The organism is Burkholderia sp. AU32262, assembly GCF_020419985.1.
In the GTDB taxonomy this organism is placed as follows: domain Bacteria; phylum Pseudomonadota; class Gammaproteobacteria; order Burkholderiales; family Burkholderiaceae; genus Burkholderia; species Burkholderia semiarida.
In genome coordinates, this window is sequence record NZ_JAIZRS010000008.1 from 153,153 (window position 1) to 170,610 (window position 17,458).

At 67.8% G+C, this 17,458-nt stretch carries 17 protein-coding genes and 1 pseudogene; 13 read left to right on the plus strand and 5 right to left on the minus strand.

Annotated features, from left to right (window positions below):
• Positions 1–217: 217 nt before the first annotated feature.
• Positions 218–796, plus strand: coding sequence for a hypothetical protein (locus tag LGN10_RS12255; RefSeq protein WP_099318032.1), 579 nt, complete (start codon positions 218–220; stop codon positions 794–796).
• Positions 797–842: 46 nt separating this feature from the next.
• On the opposite strand, the gene LGN10_RS12260 is transcribed toward LGN10_RS12255, so the two are convergent.
• Positions 843–1,427, minus strand: a complete 585-nt coding sequence (locus LGN10_RS12260) for a TetR/AcrR family transcriptional regulator (protein WP_060011238.1) — start codon at positions 1,425–1,427, stop codon at positions 843–845.
• Positions 1,428–1,772: 345 nt separating this feature from the next.
• Here LGN10_RS12260 and LGN10_RS12265 point away from each other — a divergent pair, with 345 nt between their 5' ends.
• Entirely contained in the window at positions 1,773–2,477 is a 705-nt protein-coding gene (locus LGN10_RS12265) for an SDR family oxidoreductase (RefSeq protein ID WP_226223554.1), read from the plus strand.
• Between the two features lie 58 nt (positions 2,478–2,535).
• Here the strand turns inward: LGN10_RS12265 and fabV are convergent, their stop codons facing one another.
• Complete coding sequence (fabV, locus tag LGN10_RS12270; protein ID WP_059581884.1) at positions 2,536–3,738, minus strand: enoyl-ACP reductase FabV; 1,203 nt, start codon at positions 3,736–3,738, stop codon at positions 2,536–2,538.
• Between the two features lie 162 nt (positions 3,739–3,900).
• On the opposite strand from fabV, the gene LGN10_RS12275 reads away from it, so the two are divergent.
• The 6 genes from LGN10_RS12275 to LGN10_RS12300 all read left to right on the plus strand — a co-directional run bounded on the left by LGN10_RS12275 (position 3,901) and on the right by LGN10_RS12300 (position 9,462).
• Entirely contained in the window at positions 3,901–4,434 is a 534-nt protein-coding gene (locus LGN10_RS12275; RefSeq protein WP_011548968.1) for a GbsR/MarR family transcriptional regulator, read from the plus strand.
• Positions 4,435–4,521: 87 nt separating this feature from the next.
• Positions 4,522–5,844 (plus strand): SDR family oxidoreductase, encoded by a 1,323-nt coding sequence (locus LGN10_RS12280; protein WP_226223561.1) that lies wholly within the window; start codon positions 4,522–4,524, stop codon positions 5,842–5,844.
• The gene (locus LGN10_RS12285; protein ID WP_060317340.1) at positions 5,841–6,311 is read left to right on the plus strand and encodes a DUF2269 family protein; all 471 of its coding nucleotides are present in this window, start codon (positions 5,841–5,843) and stop codon (positions 6,309–6,311) included. Before LGN10_RS12280 ends, LGN10_RS12285 begins: the two co-directional genes overlap by 4 nt.
• 90 nt (positions 6,312–6,401) lie before the next feature.
• The gene (locus LGN10_RS12290) at positions 6,402–7,271 is read left to right on the plus strand and encodes a thiol-disulfide oxidoreductase DCC family protein (RefSeq protein WP_226223563.1); all 870 of its coding nucleotides are present in this window, start codon (positions 6,402–6,404) and stop codon (positions 7,269–7,271) included.
• Entirely contained in the window at positions 7,268–8,767 is a 1,500-nt protein-coding gene (locus tag LGN10_RS12295; protein ID WP_226223570.1) for a TIGR01777 family oxidoreductase, read from the plus strand. Before LGN10_RS12290 ends, LGN10_RS12295 begins: the two co-directional genes overlap by 4 nt.
• Before the next feature lie 71 nt (positions 8,768–8,838).
• Complete coding sequence (locus LGN10_RS12300) at positions 8,839–9,462, plus strand: glutathione S-transferase family protein (RefSeq protein ID WP_226223571.1); 624 nt, start codon at positions 8,839–8,841, stop codon at positions 9,460–9,462.
• A gap of 81 nt (positions 9,463–9,543) precedes the next feature.
• Here LGN10_RS12300 and LGN10_RS12305 read toward each other — a convergent pair whose 3' ends face one another.
• Positions 9,544–10,965, minus strand: coding sequence for a serine hydrolase domain-containing protein (locus LGN10_RS12305; protein WP_226223573.1), 1,422 nt, complete (start codon positions 10,963–10,965; stop codon positions 9,544–9,546).
• Between the two features lie 231 nt (positions 10,966–11,196).
• On the opposite strand from LGN10_RS12305, the gene LGN10_RS12310 reads away from it, so the two are divergent.
• The 5 genes and pseudogenes from LGN10_RS12310 (at position 11,197) to LGN10_RS12330 (ending at position 15,353) form a co-directional block, all read left to right on the plus strand.
• On the plus strand, positions 11,197–11,616 hold the full coding sequence (locus LGN10_RS12310; RefSeq protein WP_059581895.1) for an HIT family protein: 420 nt from the start codon (positions 11,197–11,199) through the stop codon (positions 11,614–11,616).
• A 254-nt stretch (positions 11,617–11,870) separates the two neighbouring features.
• Complete coding sequence (locus LGN10_RS12315; RefSeq protein WP_164725514.1) at positions 11,871–12,035, plus strand: hypothetical protein; 165 nt, start codon at positions 11,871–11,873, stop codon at positions 12,033–12,035.
• A gap of 162 nt (positions 12,036–12,197) precedes the next feature.
• A pseudogene (locus LGN10_RS12320) lies at positions 12,198–12,853 on the plus strand (methyltransferase family protein).
• 377 nt (positions 12,854–13,230) lie between these two features.
• Positions 13,231–13,668: a hypothetical protein gene (locus tag LGN10_RS12325; RefSeq protein WP_027781621.1), complete on the plus strand. Its 438-nt coding sequence runs from the start codon at positions 13,231–13,233 to the stop codon at positions 13,666–13,668.
• 848 nt (positions 13,669–14,516) lie between these two features.
• The gene (locus LGN10_RS12330; protein ID WP_059581905.1) at positions 14,517–15,353 is read left to right on the plus strand and encodes a bifunctional allantoicase/(S)-ureidoglycine aminohydrolase; all 837 of its coding nucleotides are present in this window, start codon (positions 14,517–14,519) and stop codon (positions 15,351–15,353) included.
• Positions 15,354–15,434: 81 nt separating this feature from the next.
• Here LGN10_RS12330 and LGN10_RS12335 read toward each other — a convergent pair whose 3' ends face one another.
• Together LGN10_RS12335 and LGN10_RS12340 are read right to left on the minus strand one after the other, a co-directional pair.
• Positions 15,435–15,848, minus strand: a complete 414-nt coding sequence (locus tag LGN10_RS12335; protein ID WP_059581907.1) for a hypothetical protein — start codon at positions 15,846–15,848, stop codon at positions 15,435–15,437.
• Between the two features lie 592 nt (positions 15,849–16,440).
• Positions 16,441–17,235 (minus strand): aminoglycoside phosphotransferase family protein, encoded by a 795-nt coding sequence (locus tag LGN10_RS12340; protein WP_124658226.1) that lies wholly within the window; start codon positions 17,233–17,235, stop codon positions 16,441–16,443.
• Between the last annotated feature and the right edge of the window lie 223 nt (positions 17,236–17,458).

Below are 17,458 nucleotides of genomic sequence, written 5' to 3' on the forward strand. Positions count from 1 at the left end.
CGGCCGGTGTCGTTGCGCCGATCGCGCCCGCGTGGCTCGCTGCCGGGTGGCGCCGCCGCACGCCGGTGCCGTGGCGGAGCCGGTGTCGTCGAGGCGGGCGCGCGTCGCGTGACGGGTGTGGCCTGTGAGAAAAGCGCCACCGCGCGCGGCCCCGCATCCGATATAGTCGCGTGCACGCAGCAAGACGCCCACCATACGTCACGAAACCGCCGCCTCGATGAAACGCTCCCACGCCGCTTTCGCCCTCACGGGCCTGCTCGTCGCGCTGCCGATTGCCGCGTATGCGCTCGTCAAGCCGCTGCGCGTCGTCGCGCCCGCGCTGATCCCCGGCGTGTCGTGCCCTGGCGCCGACATCTGCACGGACGATGTCGCGAGGCTCGGCGAGGCGCGGCAGCTCTATCACGACGGCTACGCGCGCGCGGCGGCGACCGTCGGCGCGTTCCGCGCCGCACCGCGCGTCGTGTTCTGCGCGACCCGCACGTGCGCCGATGCGTTCGGCCTCGGCACACGCGCGGCGCTGACGCTCGGCGATTTCGGCGTGGTGATCGCGCCGCGCGGCTGGCAGACGTACTTTCTCGCGCACGAGCTGATCCACCACCGGCAGGCCGAAGTACTCGGCAACCTGGCCGTCCTGACCAAACCGCGCTGGCTGATCGAAGGGATGGCGTATTCGCTCAGCGACGATCCGCGCCATCCGCTGGCCGAGCCGTTCGAATCGTGGCGCACGCGGTTCGCCGCGTGGAATGCGGCGCGCGGCACGCAGCCGCTGTGGGACGCCGCGCGGGCGATCGAATAGCGCGACAAGAACGCGGACGCCGCGCCGCGGCGCGCACGGCCAACGCTCAACTCGACGTGGCCGATTCGCCGCGTCGGCCGGCCAGCGTGTCCCGTCCCGCGTCGAGAATCTCGTCGGCCAGCGCCGGATCGGTGCCGGCGATCGCGCGCGACAGCACGAGCGCGCCGACCATCTGGCTGAAGACCGCGAGCGCGTCGCGACGCGTCTGCGCGGGCGTCGCGCCTTCGGCCGCCACCATCCGTTCCAGCCGATCGAGATACGCGGCGAGGCCGTGCGCATAGCACGCGCGCGCCGCATCGGTCAGCCGCGGCGCATCGCCCGCGAAGCCAGACAGCGGGCAACCGGCCTCGACGTTGTCGCGATGCGCGGGCGACAGATACGCGGCCACCTGCGCGTCGAGACTGCCGGCATTCGGTGAATCCGCGCGGTCGTGCATCGCCTTTTCCATCACTTCGGCGACCAGCGCGTCCTTCGACTTGAAGTGGTTGTAGAAGCCGCCCTGCGTGAAGCCGGCTTCCTTCATCAGTTCCGTCAGCCCCACGGCGTCGACGCCGCGCACGCGGAACAGCCGCTCGGCGGCCGCGACGATCGCGCTTCGGTTCTCGGCAGCCTGTTGTCTGGACACGCCCATCGATCTCTCCCTGATTTCCTGTTCGATCGCGTCGATTGAAAAACACAATGGTGATCGCCATTGACACGACCATGCGGCGAGAACACAATGCACCGCAAAGACAATGGTGATCAACATTGACATTGAGTGTAGCCGACTGGGCGGATCGTGGCAAAGGCGCGGCAGGTACACCGGATGGCAACGGGTCAGCGTCTTTGGCGCCGTGGGTTGTGGGTCGCGGGCGGCTTGCCGTCGGCGGCAGGCCGCGGCGCCACGGTTCGACAGGCAACGACAGTCTCGTTTTTACCCGGATCTCACGCGCGGCGAGCCGGCGCGCGGGCGATTCATCACGCGAAAGGACGCATCATGAAAATCGAAGGTGCAGTGGTGTTCATCACGGGCGCGAACCGCGGGCTGGGGCTCGAGTTCGCGAAGCAGGCGCTCGAACGGGGCGCGCGGAAGGTCTATGCGGGCGCGCGCGATCCGGCCAGCGTGACGCTGCCGGGCGTCGTGCCCGTGAAGCTCGACGTGACGGACCCCGCGGCGGTCGCCGCAGCGGCCGAGGCGGCGCGCGACGTCACGCTGCTGATCAACAACGCCGGCATCGCGCGGCTCGGCAGCCTGACCGACGAGGGCGCGCCCGACGCATTGCGCGCGCACCTGGAGACCAACGTGTTCGGGATGCTGGCGATGTCGCGCGCGTTCGCGGGCATCCTGGCGGCCCACGGCGGCGGCGCGATCCTGAACATCCTGTCGGTCGCGAGCTGGGTGAACCGGCCGATCCTGTCGAGCTACGGCGTGTCGAAATCGGCCGCATGGGCGTTGACCAACGGGCTGCGCCATTCGCTGCGCGAGCAGCGCACGCAGGTCGTCGGGCTGCATGCCGGCTTCATCGATACCGACCTGACGGCCGGCCTCGACGTGCCGAAAGCCACGCCGGCCGACGTCGTGCGGCAGGCGTACGACGCGATCGAAGCGGGAGCGGAGGAAGTGTCGACCGACGAATTCACGCGGCAGGTGAAGGCCACGCTGTCGTCGGGCGTCTATCTGGAAGAACCGGCGCCGCGTTGACGCCGCCGGTCGTGCGAACCCGCCGCCCGCGTCGTGAGCGCGGCGGCGGGTCGTGCCGTCAGACCGTGGTGTCGATGATGCCCGGGATCTTCACGTCCGGGTTCACGTCCGCGTCGTAGTCGACGCCGGCGATCTCGAAGCCGAACAGGCGCAGGAACTCGGTCTTGTAGCCTGCGAAGTCCGTCGTCTCGTACAGGTTCTCGTTCGTGACCGTGTCCCACATCGCGACGACCTTCTGCTGCACCTGCGGATCGAGTTCCTTGTAGTCCGCGCGCAGGCGGCCTTCCTCGTCGACATGCGGCGTCGCGCCGTACAGGCTGTCCTTCAGGAGCCCGTACACCTGCTCGATGCAGCCTTCGTGCGTGCCCTTCTCCTTCATCACCTTGAACAGCAGCGACAGGTACAGTGGCATCATCGGGATCGCCGAGCTGGCCTGCGTGACGACCGCCTTCAGCACCGACACGCGGGCGTCGCCGCCGTGCGCGGCCAGCTTGTCGCGGATCGACAGCACCTTCTTGTCGAGATCCTTCTTCGCTTCGCCGATCGAGCCGTTCCAGTAGATGTCGTGCGTGATCTGCTCGCCGAGGTACGTGAACGCGGTGGTCTTCGCGCCGTCGGCCAGCACGCCGGCTTCGGCCAGCGCGTCGATCCACATCTGCCAGTCCTCGCCGCCCATCACCGCGACGGTGCCGTCGATCTCTTCCTGCGTCGCCGGCTCGAGCGACACTTCGCGGATCACTTCCTTGTCGGTGTCGAGGCCGCGGAACGTGACGGCCTTGCCGACCGGCTTGAGCGTCGAGCTGATCGTTTCGCCCGTCTTCGGATGCGTGCGGCGCGGGGCGGCGAGGCTGTAGACGACCAGATCGACCTTGCCGAGATCCTGCTTGATGGTGTCGATCGTGACCTGCTTGACCTTGTCGGAGAATGCGTCGCCGTTGATACTGCGCGCATACAGCCCCTTTTCGGCGGCGAATTTCTCGAACGCGGCGCTGTTGTACCAGCCGGCCGTGCCCGGCTTCGTCTCGCTGCCTGCGCGCTCGAAGAACACGCCGAGGGTGTCCGCGCCCGAGCCGAATGCGGCGGAGATCCGGGCGGCGAGGCCGTAGCCGGTCGACGCGCCGATCACGAGCACCTTTTTCGGGCCATTGGCGATCGGGCCGTGCGAAGTCACGTAATCGATCTGTTCCTTGACGTTGGCTTCGCAGCCGACCGGATGAGTCGTCACGCAGATGAAGCCACGCACGCGCGGTTTGATGATCATGGGAGAACCTCTAGTCAGAAAGGCGGGGACGGCCTGAAATCGGAAAAATCCCGCGCATTGTAAAGGAAGCGGCCGATCGCGGGCGGGCGCGGACGGAAGGCGCGTGATCGCCCGGTTATTTCTCTCTTGACAGAAATAACTGAAATGAATAAATTTCCAGACATGGAACTCACACCGATTGCCGAACGATTCATCCTCCACTGGGGCGAAATGGGCTCGCGGTGGGGCGTCAACCGCACCGTCTCGCAGATTCACGCGCTGCTCTATCTGGCCGGCCGGCCGGTGGCGGCGGACGAAATCGCCGAGACGCTCAACGTCGCGCGCTCCAACGTCAGCACGAGCCTGAAGGAGTTGCAGGCGTGGCGGCTCGCGAAGGTCGTGCACGTGCTGGGCGACCGCCGCGACCACTTCGAGACGTCGACCGACATCTGGGAGTTGTTCAAGCTGATCGTCGAAGGGCGGCGGCAGCGCGAGATCGAGCCGACGCTCACGGTGCTGCGCGATTGCCTGACGAGCCCGGAGATCGCGAACGAAAGCCGCGAGACCGAACAGCGCATCCGCGACACGCTGCAGTTCGTCGAGACGCTGACGACCTGGTCGGACGAGATGCTGCGGCTCAAGCCCGATACGCTGATGAAGGCGCTCGGCATCGGTGCGAAGATCAGCCAGACGGTCAGGCGCAAGCCGTCGAAGTAAGCGGTAACGGAGAGCGGGCACGCAGCCCGCTTTTTTCGGAGTTGTTGTTTCTGTCATTACAGAAATAACTGTAAATAGAGGACGAACATGAACGCAGTCTTGCCGTCGACCTGCCCGCCCGAGCGTTCCGGCGCACGCGGCGTGACTGTGCTCGTGTGCGGCGCGAACGGCTTCATCGGGCGGGCGCTGTGCGCGCAGCTCGAAGCGGGCGGGCATCGCGTGCTGCGCGGCGTGCGTCACGCGGCCGGCCCGCACGACGTCGCGATGGACTTCGTGCGGGACGTCGATCCGCAAGCATGGCTCGCGCGGCTGAAGGGTGTCGACGTGGTGATCAACGCGGTCGGCATGCTGGCGGATCGACGCGGCGCGACGCTCGACGCCGTGCATCGCGCCGCGCCGTGCGCGCTCTTTACCGCGTGCTGCCGCGCCCGCGTGCGGCGCGTGATCCAGATCTCGGCGTTCGGCGTCGAGCGCGGCGATACGCGGTACTTCGCGAGCAAGCAGGCGGCCGACCACTTCCTGCAGACGCTGCCGATCGACTTTCGCATCGTGCGCCCGGCGCTCGTCTACGGGGCGGCCGGCGCATCGGCGCGGTTTTTCCGGATGCTCGCGAGCCTGCCCGTGCACGTCCTGCCGGCGGGCGGCCGTCAGCGGCTGCGCCCGGTGCATGTCGACGATCTCGCCGAAGTCGTGGCGCGGCTCGTGATGGAGCCGGCCGATTCGCCGTCGGCGGCGGGCCGTCGCGTGATCGACGTGGTCGGCAGCGACGAAGTCGAATACCGCGAGATGCTGGCCGGCTACCGCGCTGCGCTCGGGTTTCCGCCGGCGGCCCGCGTGACGCTGCCGGGCCCGTTGGTCGGCGCGGCGGCCGTACTGCTCGGCCCGTTGCCGGGCGCGATGCTGACGCGCGACACGTGGACGATGCTGCGTGGCGGCAACACGGGCGATCCGGCTGCCACCGCGGCCGTGCTCGGGCGGCCGCCGCGTGGTATCGGCAGCTTCATCGGCGCGGAAGCCGCCGCGCTGCGCCGCGACGCGCTCGCGATGTGGCGGCGTCCGTTGCTGCTGGGCGCGCTCGCGATCGTGTGGATCTGGACGGCGATCGCGAGCGCCTTCATCCATCCGCTGCACGCAAGCCTCGCGCTGCTGGCGCCCGCGCACCTGACGGGGCTGCCCGCGCTGATCGCGCTTTACACCGCCAGCGCGCTGGACTTCGCGCTCGGCATCGCGACCGTCGTCGCGCCGTCGCGGCGCCTGTGGGCCGTGCAGGCGGCGCTGATCGTCGCGTACTCGGCGGTCATCGCGGTCACGATGCCCGGCCTGCTGGCCGAACCGTTCGGCCCCGTGCTCAAGAACGTGCCGATTCTCGCCATCCTGTTGATCCTCTTTTCAGAAGAAGAACGCGCATGAACACCTATCTCGTCATCAAGGCGCTTCACATCCTGTCTTCGGTGCTGCTGGTCGGCACGGGGTTCGGCACCGCGTTCTACCTGTTCTTCGCGAACCGCACGCGATCGGTGCCCGCGATCGCGGCCGTGTCGCGGCTCGTGGTGCGCGCGGACTGGTGGTTCACGACGCCGGCCGTGATCTTCCAGCCGGCGTCCGGGTTGTGGCTCGCGCATACGGCCGGGTGGCCGTGGCATACGCCATGGCTGCTCGCGTCGGTCGTGCTGTACGCGGTCGCCGGCGCGTGCTGGCTGCCGGTCGTGTGGTTGCAGCTCGAACTGGCGGCGATGGCGAAGCTCGCGCACGCCAACGGCGACGCCGCGCTGCCGGAGCGCTACTGGCGCTATGCGAAGCGCTGGGAACGGCTCGGTTATCCGGCGTTCTTCGCGATGCTGACCGTCTACTTCCTGATGGTGGTCAAGCCGATGTGATCCCGTCGCCGTCGCGCGGAAGCGGCGGCGTACGCGGGAAAGCAGTCGATCGATTCATGATGCTTGCGATAACAAAAAGGAGTGCGAAGCATGAATGCCAATGAGCTGGTGCTGTACTTCGACGGGCGATGTCCGTTATGTGTCGCGGAAATCCGGCGTCTCGGCGAGCGCGATGTGCGACACCGGCTGGCGTTCGTCGACATCGCGGAGCCGGGCTTCGATCCGGCGCCGCTGGATGTCGACTTGCCCGCGCTGAATCGCGAGCTGCATGCGCGCTTGCCCAACGGACGCATGCTGACCGGCATCGACGGCATCGCGGCCGCCCATGCGCTGGTTGGGCGTCGCTGGTTCGCCTGGCTGCTTCGCGTGCCGGCGATGCGTGCCGTGTTCGCGCCGCTGTATCGCCGCCTCGCACGCAACCGGTATGCCGTATCGCACTGGCTCGGGTATCGCGCGCAAGCCTGCTGCGAAGGCGGCGCGTGCAGCATCGGCAGCAACGCCGAAAGCGCGGCGGCGAATCGCCCGCCGCGCGACACTCCGCGCTGCGCCGTCGTGCGCTGGATGTACGCAGCCGCGATCGCGCACCTGCTCGTCGGCGCGGCCATTCCGTGGATTGCCGGCGCATCGTGGCTCGACGCCTATCACCGCGGCATCGAGTGGCATTTCTGGTCGACAGCGGCGCCCGAAGCCGCGCGCGCCCAGCAGGTCTGGTGGATGTCGCTGCTCGGCGCGACGGTACAGTGCGCGGCGGTCTGGATGCTCGCGCTCGTCCATCTCGGCAACCGGTCGAGGAAACGGGAAGTGTGGGGCTGGCTGCTGGCCGGCCTGTTGATCTGGGCGCCGCAGGACATGCTGTTGTCGTGGCAGGCGCAGGTGTGGGGGCAAGTGGCGATCGACGTGGCCGCGCTCGTCGCGATGGTGCCGCCGCTGGTCTGGTTGTGGAGGAGGGATACCGCATGAACACGTTGCCTGCTTTCGACTGGGCGCTCAACCTGCTGATCGTGCAGGGCGCGATGGGCGCATTCGATACGCTTTACCACCACGAACTCACGCAAGACCTACCGCACAGCCCGCGCGCGCGGCTCGAACTGGCGATTCATGCGGTGCGGTCCGTGCTGTACGGCCTCGTGTTCGCGTCGATCGCGAACGTCGCGTTTCACGGCGCGTGGGTCGCGGCGCTCGCGATGGTCGTGCTTGTCGAAGTGGGGCTGACCTTGTGGGATTTCGTCATCGAGGACCGAAGCCGCAAGCTGCCCGCGACCGAGCGCGTGCTGCATACGCTGCTGGCCGTCAACGGCGGCGCGTTGTTCGGGATGATCGCGATGCAACTCGCCGTGTGGGCGCACGAGCCGACCGGGCTGCAGCCGATCGACCTCGGCTGGCGCGGCGGATTGCTCAGCCTGTTCGCGGTCGGCGTGACGGTGTCGGGCGTGCGCGACGGGATTGCCGCGTGCCGCATCGCGCCACGCGCGCCGGCTGCCAACCCGTTCGCGGGGCAGCGGCCCTGCAATGTGCTGGTCACTGGCGGGACCGGCTTCATCGGCGAAACGCTCGTGAACCAGTTGCTCGATGCAGGACATACGGTCACGCTGCTGGCGCGCGATCCGTTGCGTGCGGCTTACTTGTTTCAAGGCCGCGTGCGCAGCGTGACGTCCGTCGGCCAGTTGCAGCCGCACGAGCGTTTCGACACGGTGATCAATCTCGCCGGCGCGCCGGTGCTGGGCGCACGCTGGAGCAAGCGCCGGCAGGCGCTGCTGCTCGCCAGCCGCGTCGGCGTCACGCAGGCGCTGATGCGCTGGGTCGAGACCGCCGAAGTCAAGCCGCGTACGTGGATCCAGGCGTCGGCGATCGGCTACTACGGCGTGCGGCCGGGCGACGAACGGCTCGACGAGGGCAGCAGTACCGGCACCGGCTTCATGTCCGAGCTGTGCCGGCAGTGGGAGCAGTCCGTGCAACCGCTCGAGCGCCACGGCGTGCGCGCGGTGGTGCTGCGGCTGGGCATCGTGTTCGGCCCGGGCGGCGCGTTGCGCCCGATGCTGCTGCCGCATTACTTCGGGCTCGGCGGACGATTCGGCGACGGCGCGCAGGTGATGAGCTGGATTCACCGCGACGACGTGTTGCGGATCGTCGCGCGCGCGATGTCGAACACGGGCATGCGCGGCGTCTACAACGCGGTCGCCCCGGTGCCGCTGACCCAGCGCGCGTTCGTGCAGATCGTGACGAAGGTGCTGCGCCGCCCCGCGTTTGTGCACGTGCCGGCGGCACCGCTGCGCGCCGCGATGGGCGAGATGGCCGAGCTGCTGCTGGACGGGCAGCGCGTGGTGCCGGCACGGCTGCATCAGGACGGATTCATGTTCCGCTTCCCGACGGCCGAGCACGCGCTGCGCGACCTGACGAATCGGCCGCACACCGGTTTCGCGCCCGCGGCCTGCCGTTTCCCGCGAGGTCGTGTATAACTTCGGCGTGAACGCGTTCGGCGCGTGCCGCACGCGCCGAACGTTCGCACCCGACCTCACAAGGAGACTGCATGCTGCACGTCCTCGGCAAGATTCCGTCCATCAACGTCCGCAAGGTGCTGTGGCTGTGCACCGAACTGAACCTGCCGTTCGAACAGGAAGACTGGGGCGCGGGCTTTCGCACGACCCACGACCCGGCCTATCTCGCGCTGAATCCGAACGCGCTCGTGCCCGTCATCAAGGACGACGACTTCGTGCTCTGGGAGTCGAACACGATCATCCGCTACCTCGCGAACCGCTACGGCGGCGACGCGCTGTATCCGGCCGAGCCGCAGGCGCGTGCGCGCGTCGACCAGTGGATCGACTGGCAGGGCTCGGACCTGAACCGCTCGTGGGTCGGCGCCTTCCTCGGCCTCGTGCGCAAGTCGCCCGATCACCAGGATCCGGACGGCATCGCGCAGTCGATCGCGGGCTGGACGACTCACATGCGCGTGCTGAATGCGCAGCTCGAAAGGACCGGCGCGTACGTGGCCGGCAACACGTTCACGCTCGCGGATATCCCGATCGGCCTGTCGGTGAACCGGTGGTTCGGCACGCCGTTCGAGCATCCGGACCTGCCGGCAGTGTCGCGCTACGTCGAACGGCTCGCGACCCGCGAAGGCTTCAAGCAGTACGCGGGCAGCGCGAATCCGTAATGCGGCGCAGGCAGCGCTTGAAGCGGTGGTATTGCCTTCATCGCCGCTTCACGACCGATTCACCGACGCACCTGCCCGTCGTCACGCACCGGGCGCCGGCACCGCGTCGAGCACGCGCGCGAGAAACGCCTCGTGATTCCACGCGGCTTCCGGCCGCGACAGCCCGAGCCGCACGACCACCAGCTCGCGGCTCGGCACCACGCTCACGAACTGGCCTTCATGGCCGACCGCATGAAACGCGTCGACCGGCATCGCCCGCGCATGCGGACCGCGATCGTTGAACGGCTCCGGCACCTTGACCCACAGCTGCGCGCCGAATTCCTGCCGCGGTGACTGGGGCGTCGCGCGCGTCAGATAGCGCACCCAGCCTTCGGGCAGCAGCCGCTGCCCGTTCCACACGCCGTCCTGCAGCAGAAGCTGCCCGAAGCGCGCCCAGTCGCGGGCGCTCGCATACATGTACGACGCGCTGACGAGCGTGCCGGACGCATCGGGCTCGAACACCGCGCTGCGCATCCCGAGCGGCGCGAACAGCGCGCGGCGCGGAAACGCGAGGTAGTCGGCGTCGTTGCCGCCCAGCGCTTCGCGCATCACGCGCGCGACGATCGCGCTCGTGCCGCTCGAGTAGGACCACTGCGCGCCGGGCGTCGCGGCAAGCGGCTTCGCCGACGCGAACCGCGCGGTATCGGGCTGCGTGAACAGCATCACGGCGACATCCGACAGCGGATCGTCGTAGTCCTCGTTGAATTGCAGGCCGCTCGTCATCCGCAGCAGCTCGTCGAGCGTGATGGCCGCGCGCGGATCGCCGCTGCCGCGCCATTCTGGCAGCAGTGCCGACGCGTCGGGCGACAGCCTGTGCCGCGCGACCAGCGTGCCGACCAGCGCGGCCGTGACGGTCTTCGTCATCGACCAGCCGGGTAGCGGCGTGGCGGCCGTGAAGCCGGGCGCATAGCGTTCGGCGATCACCTGGCCGCGCCACATCACGACGACCGCGCGCGTGCGCCGCGGCCGCGCCGGATCGGGTTCGTCGAACGCGCCGTCGAGCGCGGTCTGCAGCTTGTGCGTGTCGATGCCGGCGGGCGGCGTGGCCGGTGCGGGCGAGTCGGGTTGCGCGGGCGGCGGATCGGGGAGGGCCGGCAGCGCGGCGGGCAAGGTGGCCGCCGCCGCACCGGCCGTGGCCCCGAGCGCGAGCGTGCAGCCGAGCCCGGGCCGGAAGTCGGCTTCGCGTTCGGCGAAGCCGGCGAAGGTCGCCACGGCGCGATGATGGGCGGGATCGAGCGACGGGCGCACCAGTTTCAGCAGCGGATGGACGCCGGCCATGATGTCGACGTCGATCACGGATGCGGCCGGACGGCCCGATACGAACACGCCGGAACACAGCGCCTTGGCCGCATAGCCGGTCGCGATCGGCGCGAGCCGGGACAGCATGTAGCCCGTATAGCCGATCGCGGCCACGAACACGAGCGCGACACCGCGCAGTATCGGCTTCTTGAGGGGGATCGTCATGCGCGAGCGTCCTCGGTGGCGTGCCGGCCGGCATCGATGCGGCAGTGTCGCAGGTTCGGGCGATGCGGTGCAATCGCTGCCGTGTGACGCATGATGACCGCCGCGTGCCCGACGGCGCGGCCGGCGTCGCGCATCGGGCGAGTTGATATCGGGTCGGCCGTCGGCCGATAATCGTCCGGCATTGCGCTTTGCTCTGCCCGTCCCACTGTCCAACCGAGATCGGAAACCGCCATGTCCTACGACAACAACAACCCGTTCGCCAAAATCCTGCGCGGCGAACTGCCGTGCGTGAAGGTCGCCGAAGACGACGCGACGCTCGCGATCATGGACCTGATGCCGCAGGCCGACGGTCACGTGCTGGTGATCCCGAAGGAGCCGGCCGCGCAGATCTTCGAGTTGTCCGGCGACGCGGCCGCGGCCGGCATCCGCATGACGCAGCGCGTCGCGGCGGCGGTGCGCGCGGCGCTCGAGCCGGACGGCGTGTTCATCGGCCAGTTCAACGGCGCGGCAGCCGGCCAGACGGTCCCGCACGTGCACTTTCACGTGATTCCGCGCTGGGAAGGCGTCGAACTGCGGATGCATGCGCGCGAGATCGCCGACGCGGCGACGCTGGAAGCGCTCGCGCAGCGCATTCGTGCCCGCTTCGTGTAACAGCCCGTCCGCCCCCGGCGCAGCGGCCGCCCACCGGTCAGCCGTTGCGCGGCCAGAGCCTGTTTCAGCGGTCACACCAGGTAACACGTGTAACCGGTCGGGAAACTCGGCCGGGCAGGGCCGGCGCTAGACTCCGCGCATTGTTTCATCGAGCGACAGGAAGGGAGCGCATCCCCTTTCGTGCCGGTCGCCGCCTGTCGCGGCGGCGCGGCTTTCGCGAGATGCCATTCGTCTTTCGCGCCGGGAACCGAGCCATGTCCAGACTTCTCATCACGCTTGCCCTGATCGGCGGCCTGTCCGGCTGCTACGTCGCGCCACCGTACGGTTACGCGCCCGCGCCGGTCTACTACGGCTATGCGCCCGCGTATTACGCGCCGCCCGTCACCGTCGGCATCGGCGGCCACTTCCACATCCGCTGATCCGGCGCAGCGCGCGGGCTCCGGCGCCGGCCACTCCGGTCCGGTCGGCTGTCGTTAGGCGGACGATGCGCGTGAACTCGCGCGCCGCATGACGGCGGCGCGCGGCACTGGGTGTGCGCAGTTCCTATACTTCACAGGAAAGCGCATCCCCGCGAGGCCGTCATGACAGTCACCCGCAAGGTCATCGTCCTGTCGAGCGTATCCACGCTCGTCTATCTCGGGCTCGCCGTGCTCGGTAGCGGCGGGTTCGCCGCATTCTTCTCGCATCCGCAGCTGACCGTCGTCGCGATCGCGACGCTCGCGATGGCCGTCGCCGCGCTGTTCACCGAAGGCAACCTGAGCAGCGGCGAGCGCGAAAACCGCGACAACCGCTGGGTGCTCGCGGCGTTCGCGGTGAGCGGCTTCCTGCTCGCGTACTTGCCCGCGCTGACCGACCGGCTCGACGTGTGGACCTTCGGCGGCGACACGGTGCGCTGGATCGGCGTCGTGCTGTACCTTGCGGGCGGCGTGCTGCGCATCTGGCCCGTGTTCGTGCTCGGCAAGCGCTTCAGCGGGCTCGTCGCGATCCAGCCGGGCCATACGCTCGTGACCGGCGGCATCTACAGCCGCATCCGCAATCCGAGCTATCTCGGGCTGGTCGTCAATTCGCTCGGCTGGGCGCTGGTGTTCCGCTCGAGCGTCGGCGTGCTGCCGCGCTGACGCTCGTGCCGCTCGTCGCGCGAATCCGCTCGGAAGAGGCATTGCTGCGTTCGCAATTCGGCGCCGAATACGACGCGTATTGCGCGCGGACGTGGCGGTTGCTGCCCGGCGTGTACTGACCCCGTCATCTTTCCGCTCACCGTCGTTCGGAGGTCCGCTCCCGACGTGTGCAGATGTGTTGCCACGTGTGTCTCGAACGAGCGATCCCGCGCATGACCGGTGTGTCGCGAGGCGGGGCCGGACCGTTGCCGGAGCCAATGCCGGCAAGGGTTTCGGCCAGATTCGGCGGCCGCGTTCAACGTCTGTTATTCGTAAACAACTTGTTACCACAATGTCCACGTCAGGAATGCGGGACCGGTGCTATTCTTCGCCGCAAGCTCGTTGAAATGAATTGGTCCGGGGTTCGGCACAATGCCTGGCCCGACGTCGATCGATTCAGATCGTCGTACCGAGCGGACCTCGATAACCAGAATTGCGAACAAGGAAGAATACGGGAATGTGGAAGAAAATCGCCCCCGCTCTCGTCGTCGCCGTGCTGACCGGCGCGACTGCACTGCCGGCCGTAGCCGGTGACTTGAACAACGCGCTCGGCGGCGCGCTCGGCGGGGTTGCCGGCGCAGCGGTCGGCGGCGCGGTCGGCGGCAGCACGGGCTCCGTCATCGGCGGCGCGATCGGCGGTGGCGCCGGCGGCGCGGTGACGTCGAACCGTCGCGAGCGCACCGGCGCGATCATCGGCGGCGCCCTCGGCGGCGGCGCAGGTACCGCGGCAGGCAACGCGATGGGCGGCCGTACCGGCGGCCTGCTGGGCGCGGCGGTTGGCGGCGGCGCCGGCGCGGCACTCGGCGGCAACATGTCGCGCAGCTCGTACGATCGCGATCACGGCGACCGCGGCTACCGTCACCGCAAGCATCGTCACCACCGCGACTGGGACTGATCGCCGCTGGCGCGGCACGGTGCGCGACCTGCGCACCGGCCCGCCGACGGCGTCGGCATCCCGACGCGAGCTTCAGCCCGGCGCCCTGCCGGGCCGCTTCGCCGGCCAGACCGGCGATTCTCCTCCGGCTTCATCAGCCGCTGCCATGTGCCCGATCGACGGGCCGGCCATTCTCCTCCCGCCGTTTTCTCCGTTTCTCGATGACACCCGTTGCCGCGTCCGAATGTGCTCGGACAGGGTCGGCCGAATGTCATCCGCTTTTCCTTCGACGCGTCGGCTCGTTCTGACCTGACCGCGTATCGCGCGACCCTGCCGCAGCGGTCCGCTGCCGCGCACGTATCGACTGCCTTCGATCCGCGCAACGGGATGCATTGAGACTGGTGCTTGCACACTGCGTTGTCGTCCACGGACCCATCGCGACAGCATTCGCAACCGTCAGGATTTCCCCGATAGCCGGCGCGCCCGGTAATGCCTCCCCACCGCGCATCGCGGGCGCTGGTGGGTAGTTGGAAATCGAATACATGTCATCGCAACATTTAATTGGTCGATCGAGATCGACTTCGATATCGTCGGCGATGCTCGCGTACCCAGTCGAACGGTGCCGCCATCCGCGCCTCGCAGCATGATCGCGAGGGCCGCGGCCCGACGGCCGGCCCGACAACCCGGGCCGCCGCGTCCGCTGAACCGGACGGACCCGACGCGAAACCTGGCCGACCGACCGAAGGCGCATGCGCTTTCAAGCCACCCCGGCAACGATGTCCCGCCGTCGCATGCGTGCCCCACGCGCTTGCGAACCGCCCGATGCCGTTTGCGCCCGGGGCCGGACCAACCCATTGCCTGGATGCACTATGTCTAAGACAACGTATTACGCGCCGCATGGCGGCCACCCGCCGCAGACGGATCTGCTGACCGATCGCGCGATGTTCACCGAGGCGTACGCGGTGATCCCGAAGGGGGTGATGCGCGACATCGTCACGAGTTGGCTGCCGTTCTGGACTCACACGCGCCTGTGGGTGATCGCCCGCCCGCTGTCGGGTTTCGCGGAAACCTTCTCGCAGTACATCGTCGAAGTGAATCCGGGCGGCGGCAGCGACAAGCCCGAGCAGGACAAGCACGCCGAAGCCGTGCTGTTCGTCGTCGAAGGCGAGGCCGAGCTGACGCTGCAAGGCAAGCAGCACACGCTGAAGCCGGGCGGCTATGCGTTCATTCCGCCGGGTGCGGACTGGACGCTGCACAACGTCAGCGATGCCGCGGTGCGTTTCCACTGGATCCGCAAGCATTACCAGGCCGTCGACGGCATTCCGCTGCCGGAAGCGTTCGTGACGAACGAGCAGGACGTCGAGCCGATCCCGATGCCGGGCACCAACGGCGCATGGGTGACGACGCGCTTCGTCGACATGAGCGACATGCGTCACGACATGCACGTGAACATCGTGACGTTCGAGCCGGGCGGCGTGATCCCGTTCGCCGAAACGCACGTGATGGAGCATGGCCTGTACGTGCTGGAAGGCAAGGCCGTCTATCGGCTGAACCAGGACTGGGTCGAGGTGGAAGCCGGCGACTTCATGTGGCTGCGTGCGTTCTGCCCGCAGGCGTGCTATTCGGGTGGGCCTGGGCGGTTCCGTTATCTGCTGTACAAGGACGTGAACCGTCACATGAATCTGACGCTCAACCCGGCGCGCTGAAGCGCCGCGTACGTCGGACATGAAAGCCCGTCGGTGTTTTGCCGGCGGGTTTTTTTTTCGGGGGCTTCGTGGGTTAGAAAGTCAGCGGACAAGCTGTCCGACAACCCGAGCCCACATCGCCCGAAGGCGTCGCGCGCGGTCTTCGAAGAGATATGAGGCCGCAAGCGCCAGGAGACCTGAAATCGCACCCGTCACGATGTGCTCGACATAGGGAATACGGTAGTGACTCGTGTGCGAGTAGGCGTCGCCCAACGTCGTCAGGACGCCGACGACCAGCGCGTTGCCGTATCGATGCGCGTAGAGTTTCGCCACAGGCGTGAAAGTCAGAAGTACAGCCAGGAGCCCTGTCAGGAGACCCGTATGAAAGGCGATGGTCCAGTGGGCAAGGCTCATGACGTTTCCCCAGCTCCCGGGCATGCAGGTCATGCACGCACTGGTCGGCTGCCAGAAACGCTGGACGAAGAGTCTGACGCGATGCTTCCACTCGGTTGACATGATGCGTTTCCATCCATGCCGTCGCCGCGGCCGGCGCCGCCGCACGTAGGCGGGGCGGCTGTGCGCGGTAGGGGCCGGGCAATCACCTGGACATGCGGGAATACTACTCCACGATCAGACGGCCGCTGTTTCGAGCGAGCCCGGACGGCCTCGGAAACTCGATATCGGCGCCACGTCAAAATACTTCGAACGAACACCAGTCGGGCACAAACTGTTCGAAGATAAAAAAATCGTCGATGTATGTTAGCCCAAGCCGTTCCAATGACTTCGTGCACTCATCGGCCGCGTCGCCTCCGAAGAACGGGCCAAGCGATATGAGGCTATCGGATTCGTCAAAATATTCCCGAAAATTGAGTTCGTCCATGACCGTCGATAGGTCGACATTCTTGGCTGCTAGCGCAGCCCGCCGGACAACGATTCCGAAATCTCTCGAAACTTTCATCGATAGTGGTCAAAGGCAAGCGGGTACTGAAGATTGTCGGTGATCTACCCCTTATGGCCGAGTGCCTGAAACTGGCCTAATACCAGTAGTCTTCACAGCTTCCCGCCAGAAATCCACGCTACACCATGGTTTCATCGCCGATGCGTATCGCTACAGCCCGAGCGCACCCGCCGCAAGCATCGCAACCTGCAGCCGCGTGTCGGCCGGCTGGCCGTCTTCTATCAACCACACGGCCGACAGCCCGGCCCACGCGAGAATCCATTGCAGCAGCCGACGCGAGTCAAGCTGCGCGGCATCCGCCACGACCACGACACGCCGCTCGAAACGCACCGGATCGACCGCGATGTCATGCGCAGGATTACAGAACAGGTTCGCGTAATCGAACGTGCGCTCGCCGCGCAGCCCTTTCGGGTCGATCGCGCGCCAACCTCGATCGCCGAAATGAAGAATGTTGTCGTGGTGAATGTCGCCGTGCAGCACGACTTCGTCGACGGAAGGCTCGGCGAGCAACTGGCGAGCGGCCGCCGCCGAGCCGCGCAGCGCGTCGTTATCGACATCGTTCGACAGCAGCGCGTAAAACCAGTCATGCAGCGGCACCACCGGCGGTACCTGCGGCGCACGATGCGCGTGCAGCCGCGCGACGACGTCGCACGCGATGCGAATCGTGTCGTCATCGTGGCCCGCGGCCGACAACGCGGCGAGCGTCGGCGTCGGCTGCGCGCGCTCGAGCAGGATCGCGTCGCCGTCGTGCTGCCACACCTGCGCGGTGCCTTGCCCGTTCCACCAGGCCATCAGCGCATTGCCGCGCCGCTCTTCGTCGCACGTCGCGACTTTCAGCATCGCGGGCCGCGCGTGCCACACGACCGGCAGCAGGCCGCCGCTCGCGGTCAGGATCGGGCCGCCGTCGGGAACGAGGCCCCACAGGTCGAGGTATCGATCGAACATCCGACGATGGTACAAGCGAACCGGCTCGCGCGCCCGGCGCACTCGACCGCAGCGACATGCCGCAAACCCGCATACACGGTGCGAGCGGCCTCCAAAGCGCTTTCCTAAATAAAATTTAGCCAGCCAAACTTTGGCTAAAGAATGTTCCGGTTTCGCGCCATCCCTTCGACAATGCGCGCCTTTCGTGACCGATCGGCGCGCCGCTCGCGCGCCGGCCGTCGCG

What these genes read in the sequence shown, in the direction of transcription:
- LGN10_RS12275 (WP_011548968.1), top strand. Translation starts at nt 3,901, where the DNA reads ATGGAACTCACACCGATTGCCGAACGATTCATCCTCCACTGGGGCGAA.
- LGN10_RS12330 (WP_059581905.1), top strand. Translation starts at nt 14,517, where the DNA reads ATGTCTAAGACAACGTATTACGCGCCGCATGGCGGCCACCCGCCGCAG.
- fabV (WP_059581884.1), bottom strand. Translation starts at nt 3,738, where the DNA reads ATGATCATCAAACCGCGCGTGCGTGGCTTCATCTGCGTGACGACTCAT.
- LGN10_RS12305 (WP_226223573.1), bottom strand. Translation starts at nt 10,965, where the DNA reads ATGACGATCCCCCTCAAGAAGCCGATACTGCGCGGTGTCGCGCTCGTG.
- LGN10_RS12255 (WP_099318032.1), top strand. Translation starts at nt 218, where the DNA reads ATGAAACGCTCCCACGCCGCTTTCGCCCTCACGGGCCTGCTCGTCGCG.
- LGN10_RS12260 (WP_060011238.1), bottom strand. Translation starts at nt 1,427, where the DNA reads ATGGGCGTGTCCAGACAACAGGCTGCCGAGAACCGAAGCGCGATCGTC.
- LGN10_RS12300 (WP_226223571.1), top strand. Translation starts at nt 8,839, where the DNA reads ATGCTGCACGTCCTCGGCAAGATTCCGTCCATCAACGTCCGCAAGGTG.
- LGN10_RS12280 (WP_226223561.1), top strand. Translation starts at nt 4,522, where the DNA reads ATGAACGCAGTCTTGCCGTCGACCTGCCCGCCCGAGCGTTCCGGCGCA.
- LGN10_RS12335 (WP_059581907.1), bottom strand. Translation starts at nt 15,848, where the DNA reads ATGTCAACCGAGTGGAAGCATCGCGTCAGACTCTTCGTCCAGCGTTTC.
- LGN10_RS12315 (WP_164725514.1), top strand. Translation starts at nt 11,871, where the DNA reads ATGTCCAGACTTCTCATCACGCTTGCCCTGATCGGCGGCCTGTCCGGC.
- LGN10_RS12325 (WP_027781621.1), top strand. Translation starts at nt 13,231, where the DNA reads ATGTGGAAGAAAATCGCCCCCGCTCTCGTCGTCGCCGTGCTGACCGGC.
- LGN10_RS12340 (WP_124658226.1), bottom strand. Translation starts at nt 17,235, where the DNA reads ATGTTCGATCGATACCTCGACCTGTGGGGCCTCGTTCCCGACGGCGGC.
- LGN10_RS12290 (WP_226223563.1), top strand. Translation starts at nt 6,402, where the DNA reads ATGAATGCCAATGAGCTGGTGCTGTACTTCGACGGGCGATGTCCGTTA.
- LGN10_RS12285 (WP_060317340.1), top strand. Translation starts at nt 5,841, where the DNA reads ATGAACACCTATCTCGTCATCAAGGCGCTTCACATCCTGTCTTCGGTG.
- LGN10_RS12310 (WP_059581895.1), top strand. Translation starts at nt 11,197, where the DNA reads ATGTCCTACGACAACAACAACCCGTTCGCCAAAATCCTGCGCGGCGAA.
- LGN10_RS12295 (WP_226223570.1), top strand. Translation starts at nt 7,268, where the DNA reads ATGAACACGTTGCCTGCTTTCGACTGGGCGCTCAACCTGCTGATCGTG.
- LGN10_RS12265 (WP_226223554.1), top strand. Translation starts at nt 1,773, where the DNA reads ATGAAAATCGAAGGTGCAGTGGTGTTCATCACGGGCGCGAACCGCGGG.